Origin of the sequence: Streptomyces sp. SID3212 (assembly GCF_009865405.1) — a bacterium.
In the GTDB taxonomy this organism is placed as follows: Bacteria; Actinomycetota; Actinomycetes; order Streptomycetales; family Streptomycetaceae; genus Streptomyces.
The window spans coordinates 1-5,883 of record NZ_WWJY01000831.1; the positions used below are offsets into that span (position 1 = coordinate 1).

Here is a 5,883-nt window from a genome sequence, read left to right on the forward strand (position 1 = left end):
CCGCCGCAGCGGCTCGGCGACCTGGCGCCCGACCCGCATCAGGGGGTCGAGCGCGGTGAGCGGCTCCTGGAACACCACACTCGCGCCCCGCCCGCGCAGCGCGCGCAGCGCGGACTCCCCCGCGCCGACCACGTCCGTACGGTCGAGGCCCGGCGCGTCCAGCACCACACTGCCGGACGCCGTCAGGCCGGGCGGGAGCAGCCCCATCACGGCGAGGGCCGTCAGCGACTTGCCGGACCCGGACTCGCCGATCAGCCCGACCCGGCCTCCCGGCTCGACCGTGAACGACAGGTCGGAGACCAGGGCGCGGCCGGACTCCGTACGGATGGTGAGGCCCGTGACGTCGAGCAGGCTCATGCGGTCCTCCTGCGGGTGGGGTCCAGGGTGTCGCGCAGCCCGTCGGCGACCAGGTTGACGCCCACGACCAGGGCGACCAGCAGGACGCCGGGGGCGATCGCCCCGTACGGCGCGATCGACACCGTCGCCTGCGCCTCCTGGAGCATGCGCCCCCACGACGCGTTGGGCGGCGGCGCGCCCAGACCCAGGAACGACAGGCTCGCCTCGGCGAGCACGGCGAGGCCGAACTGGAGGGCGAGGTTGACGACCAGCGTCGGCCAGATGTTCGGCAGCACATGTCCGGTGACCACGCGGAACCAGGACGTGCCGGACGTACGGGAGGCCGTGATGTAGTCCTGGGCCAGCACGCGTTTGACCAGGATGCGGGTCAGCCGGGCGACCACCGCCGTCATGGCGAGACCGATCGCGACGATCGCCGAACCGAGCGACGCCGAGCGCGCGGCGACCACCAGCATCGCCAGCAGCAGGGTGGGGAAGGCGATCAGGACGTCGAGGAAGGCCGAGAAGGTGTCGTCCAGCCAGCGCTGGGCGAAACCGGCCGCCAGACCGACGGCGACCCCGAGCACCCCGCCGATCGCCACCGCCCCGAGCCCCGACTCCAGGGCGATCCTGGCGCCGATCATCACCTGGGAGAGCAGGTCACGCCCCAGCTTGTCGGTGCCGAGCAGGTGCGAGGCCCCGGGCCCGGCCAGCCGGGTGCCGGAGGTGTCGTCCAGGGAGTACGGCAGCCAGAAGAAGGAGACCACGGCGAGCGCGGCGATCACCCCGACGAGCACACCACCGGTGATCAGGGTCGCCGAACGCCGGCGGCGCGGAGCGCGTACCGCCTGGGGGTGTCCGGTCTCCGGGCCTGTGGCCAGGGCGTGTTCGGTCATGGTTTCCCGCCGGTGAGGGTGGAGCGCAGCCGCGGGTCGATGAGCCGCTGGGCGAGGTCGGCGAGGAATCCGATCACCAGGACCGCGAGCGTGGTGACGAACAGCACTCCCTGGATGGTCGGGTAGTCGTGCTGGGCCACCGCCTGCGAGAGCATGCTGCCGAGGCCCGGCAGGGCGAAGACCGTCTCGACGACCACCGCGCCCAGCAGGGTGGAGGCGAGTTCGATGCCGAGGACGGCGACGACGGGTACGGCCCCGTTGCGCAGCCCGTGGCGCCGTATCGCACCCCCGAACGAGGAACCGAGCGCCCGCGCCGTCCTGAGGTAGTCGCTGCCGAGGACGTCCAGCGTCGCCGACCGTACGTACCGGATGAGGGACGCGGACATCACCAGGGCCACCGTGATCACCGGCAGGGCCAGCGACCGCAGCGCGCCCGCCGGGTCGGACCAGCCGTCCTGCGGGAAACCGCCGGCCGGCAGGACGCCCAGGTGCAGCGAGAACACCGTGATGAGGATCATGCCGACCCAGAACACCGGGACGGCGATGCCGAGCTGCGAGACGCCGCTCAGGACCAGTCCGTACCAGGTGTTCGCCCGATGGGCCGCCAGGAAGCCGACAGGCACCGCGATCACCAGGGCCAGGACGAACGCCATCAGGGTCAGGGGCCCCGTGACCTCGATCCGGGTGGCGATCTCGGGGCCGACCGGCAGCGTGCTGATGAAGGAGTTCCCGAGGTCGAACGTGGCCAGGTCGTGCAGCCAGGTCACGAACTGCTCGGGCAGCGGCTTGTCCGACCCGATCTGGTGACGGGCCGCCGCCAGCTGCTCCGGACTGGCCCCCACCGACGTCAGCGCGTTGGCGGGGTCGCCGGGGAGCAGCCGGAGCAGCAGGAACAGCACCACGCTGGCCAGCAGCAGCGAGGCGACCAGGAACGCCAGCCGCCGCAGGACGTACACGGTCATCGGCAGGCCGGTCCCGTCGGTCCGGCCGGCCGGACCGGCTCTTTCCGTACCATCAGCTCTTCTTGATGTCGTAGGCGTAGAACTGCGAGTTCAGGCCGTTGAGAGGGTAGCCCGAGAGCTTCGAGGAGGCCACGACGATCTGCGGGTAGAGGTACAGCCAGTCACTGGCCGCGTCCTCCGCGATCTGCTGGTTGACCTTCTTCAGCAGCGCGGTCTGCTGGTCGGTGGTGTCCGACTGCTCGGCCTGCGTGACCCACTGCGTGACCTGCTTGTTGTTGTAGCCCCAGTAGAAGTCGGGGTTGCCGTACCAGACGATGTCGCGGTCGTTGACGTGCTCCTGGAGCGTCGCGCTGAAATCGTGGTTCTGGTAGACCTTCGTGTACCACTGGTCCGGCGTGATCACGTTGATCTTGACGTTGATCCCGACCTTGGCCAGCTGCGACTTGATGAACGTGGCGGCGGTGGGGTGCGGGTCGTAGTTCGGGGTGTCGAGGGTGAAGTCGAAGCCCTTGGGGTAGCCCGCCTCGGCCAGCTCCTTCTTGGCGAGCGCCGGGTCGTACGGATTGACGTGCGTGAGGTCCTCGTACCACGGGTCGGTCGGCGGGACCATCGACCCGATCAGCTTGCCGTAGCCGCCCCAGATGGACTCCAGCAGCTTCTTGTTGTCGATCGCCGAGGTGACCGCCTTGCGGACCTTGACGTTGTCGAACGGCTTGACCTTGTCGTTGAAGGCCAGCAGCAGCTTGGTCGTCGAGCTGCCGCTGTTGACCTTGTACGCGGTGTTGGACTTGAACTGGGCGAGCGCGTCCGGGCTCTGCTCGCTGGTCACGACGTCGACGGCGTTGGTGAGCAGCGCGTTGTTGAGGGCGGTCGCGTCCTTGTAGTAGTGGAAGACCACTTCCTTGTTGGTCGCGGGGTCGCCCCAGTAGCCGGCGAACCGGTCGAGGCTCAGCGCCGAGCCGCGGGTCCACTTGTCCAGCTTGTACGGGCCGGTCCCGTCCTCCGACGTCTTCAGGTTCTTGGCCTGGGCGTTGATGATCCAGACGTAGCTGAGGTTGTAGATGAAGGAGATGGACTTGCTCGACAGCGTCACCTTCACGGTCTTCGCGTCGGGGGTGTCGATGGACTTGACGACGGTGAGACTGCTCTTGCGGGCCGACTGCGACTTGGGGCCCGTCACCTTCTCGATGCTGTACTTCACGTCGGCGGAGTCCAGGGCCTTGCCCGAGTGGAACTTCACACCGTCGCGGAGCTTGAAGGTGTAGGTCAGACCGTCGGGGGAGACGGTGTAGCTCTGGGCGAGCTGCTTCTCGACCTTGCCGCTGTCCGTGAGCTTGAACAGGCCCTCGTAGACGTTGCCGTTGAGCGCCTCGGTCACTCCCTGACCGCCGCCGCCCGTGTTGTCGAGGTTCTGCGGTTCGTAGACGGAGCCGATGCCGACGGTCGCGTTCTTGTCGAAGGACCCGGACGCCGAGCCGCTCTTCTGGTTCGACGTGCCACCACCGCAGGCGGTGAGGGCGACGGACAGGGCGACCACCAGAGCGCCACCGGCGAGGGGCGTGGACATTCGTTTCACTTCGTTCTCCTGAGAGGCGGCCGCCGGAGGTCTGGCGGGGGCGCTGGTGCGTGCGTGCTGCGCTGCGCGCGTGCGGGGTTCGTGGGGTGGGGGGCCTTTGGGGCTGGTACGGGAGGGGTGGCGGCCGGCTGGGCCTCGGCCTCTCGGCCTCAGCCGATCGTGTGGCCGTCGCGGAAGACGGGGAGCTTCTCGCCGGCCCGGACGGGCAGGTGGAGCCGGTTCTGCGCGGGCGGCAGCGGACAGTTGTACTGGGCCGAGAATCCGCACGGTGGCACGAAGGCGCGGTTGAAGTCCAGGGTGACGGTCTCGCCGCCGTCCTCGCGCGGGACGAACAGGAAACGGCCCGAGCCGTAGGTCTCGGCCCCGTTGGTCGGGTCCCCGAAGACCAGGAGCAGGGTGCCCTCGTCGTCGAAGGCCGCCAGGGTGTAGTCGACCCCGTCGAGCGAGAGGCTGATGTCACCGGGGACGATCATGCCCCGGCTGCCTCCGTTGTCGCGGATGTACTCGAAGGGGATCCGGCGGTCGGCGGCGACCGGGGTGAACGTGGCCCGCGTCACCCACGCCGGGTCGTAGTCGTAAGTGTCGATGTGGGAGAAGTGCTGGATCGCGGGGGAGCGGGCGTCCCAGAAACGCAGCCCGTGCTCCGTTTCCCCGGTGAGGATGTCGGACCGTTCGAGCGTCGTCACCCGGAGGTGCGGCGGAAGCCCCTGGCGCTCGGCCTCGGGGTCCGGCTCCGTACCCGTCGGCAGCCACCGGGTCTCGACCAGGGCGAGGTTGCCGGTGGGCGCCGTCACGGACGCGGCCCGCGCGGTGCGCCACGCGTTCCAGTCGTCCGGCGCGGTGTCGGTGGTCCGCGCCGAGGCGCTCGACGGGAGGGACATGCTGACTCGATTCAACGGCGAGGATGTGTGCTTCGACACACGTCTCGAAAGGTGAGATGAGGAGGCCGGACCCGGGGGCGGGCGTGGCGTGAGGGAAGGGGGAACGGCCCTGCTCCGTGGCGTGCTGCGGAGGGGTGGGCGGCTCGGCCGGTGTCCACTCCGTGGGACGCGGGTCCGGTCGTGGCGCCGGAGGAGGCCGCGGGCGCGGGCCGCGCAGCCGAAGGGAGCCCGGGGGGACCGGTCAGGCGTCGGAGCGGCTACAGAGAGCGCTCGCGACGCGGAGGAGGTCCACGTGGGCTCGGCCGACGAGGTGCAGGGAGCGGAACACGGGGCAAGATTCGCACACGCTTTCCCAGGGGTCAAACAAACCAAACCGGATGCTTCATCAGAAGTCGACCCGCCGGGCTCCGGCGGCTCCCGGACCGTCGCGCGGCGGTGAACTCCACCCGCGTCACGGAGGGACAACGGACCGGTTCGCCGGCCCTCCGTCGTGGGGGCGGGCTTCCCGGCGGCGTCGGGATACGGTGCTGAGGTGGTGATCAGCGGAGCGGACACAGAAGCGGGGACGGCGGTGCTGCTCGCGGCGGCGCCCGCGGGCAAGGGGCGTCTGATCGACGCCACGTCGGTCCTGCCGGCGCTCGCGACCGTGGCCCCCAGCACCTTGACCGGTACACCGGCGGCGACCGTGATCGAGCTGGCCGACCCGCTGGACCCCCAGACCGTCCTCACCCGGATCCGCGCGGCGGCCACCACGGCCGGGCCGCTGTTCCTCTACATCGCCGGGCAGCTCCAACTGGACCACAAGCAGAGCCTGTTCCACCTGGCGCTGGCCCGTTCGACCCCGGCCACCCTGCGCTACACCGGGCTGCCGTGGCACTGGCTGGTCAGCGAACTCAAGCTCCGCAGACCGGGCACGACCACGGTGGTGGTGGACCTGGTGGCCGACGGGGAGGCCTGGCGGCAGGTCACCGCGGAGGGCATCGGGCTCGGTTACGGGAGCCGCCTGTACGGGCGCGTGGTCCCGGCCCCGTCACGCCGTACGGTCCTCGCCCCGGCCTATCTCGCGGCGTGCGCGGCGATCTGGCGCAGCGGGATGCGCCCGGCGCTCACCCACCTGCACGAACAGGCGGCGGCCCGCGCGGCCACCCCGGACGCGCTGTTCCTCGCGGTCGACACCGCACCGGCGTCCCCGGACTTCCGCTCCACAGGAACGGCCCGGACCCCTTCGCCCC

At 70.5% G+C, this 5,883-nt stretch carries 5 protein-coding genes and 1 pseudogene; 1 reads left to right on the top strand and 5 read right to left on the bottom strand.

What is annotated here, in order from left to right; genetic code table 11:
- From GT042_RS25170 to GT042_RS25190, 5 genes are all read right to left on the bottom strand, one after another.
- The coding region (locus GT042_RS25170) for an ATP-binding cassette domain-containing protein (protein ID WP_161311014.1) at positions 1 to 357 on the bottom strand (357 nt) is incomplete at its 3' end.
- Positions 354 to 1,232: an ABC transporter permease gene (locus GT042_RS25175; RefSeq protein ID WP_161311015.1), complete on the bottom strand. Its 879-nt coding sequence runs from the start codon at positions 1,230 to 1,232 to the stop codon at positions 354 to 356. The genes GT042_RS25175 and GT042_RS25170, both read right to left, overlap by 4 nt.
- Positions 1,229 to 2,194 (bottom strand): ABC transporter permease, encoded by a 966-nt coding sequence (locus GT042_RS25180; RefSeq protein WP_161311016.1) that lies wholly within the window; start codon positions 2,192 to 2,194, stop codon positions 1,229 to 1,231. The genes GT042_RS25175 and GT042_RS25180 overlap by 4 nt, the downstream gene beginning before the upstream one ends.
- Before the next feature lie 52 nt (positions 2,195 to 2,246).
- On the bottom strand, positions 2,247 to 3,761 hold the full coding sequence (locus GT042_RS25185) for an ABC transporter substrate-binding protein (RefSeq protein WP_161311018.1): 1,515 nt from the start codon (positions 3,759 to 3,761) through the stop codon (positions 2,247 to 2,249).
- Positions 3,762 to 3,919: 158 nt separating this feature from the next.
- Positions 3,920 to 4,651 carry a DUF1684 domain-containing protein gene (locus GT042_RS25190; RefSeq protein WP_161311017.1) on the bottom strand — a complete coding sequence of 244 codons (732 nt, stop codon included), beginning with the start codon at positions 4,649 to 4,651 and terminating at the stop codon, positions 3,920 to 3,922.
- Positions 4,652 to 5,183: 532 nt separating this feature from the next.
- Between GT042_RS25190 and GT042_RS25195 the strand changes: the two are divergent.
- A pseudogene (locus tag GT042_RS25195) lies at positions 5,184 to 5,883 on the top strand (hypothetical protein); the annotation flags it as partial.

What these genes read in the sequence shown, in the direction of transcription:
- GT042_RS25175 (WP_161311015.1), bottom strand. Translation starts at nt 1,232, where the DNA reads ATGACCGAACACGCCCTGGCCACAGGCCCGGAGACCGGACACCCCCAG.
- GT042_RS25180 (WP_161311016.1), bottom strand. Translation starts at nt 2,194, where the DNA reads ATGACCGTGTACGTCCTGCGGCGGCTGGCGTTCCTGGTCGCCTCGCTG.
- GT042_RS25185 (WP_161311018.1), bottom strand. Translation starts at nt 3,761, where the DNA reads ATGTCCACGCCCCTCGCCGGTGGCGCTCTGGTGGTCGCCCTGTCCGTC.
- GT042_RS25190 (WP_161311017.1), bottom strand. Translation starts at nt 4,651, where the DNA reads ATGTCCCTCCCGTCGAGCGCCTCGGCGCGGACCACCGACACCGCGCCG.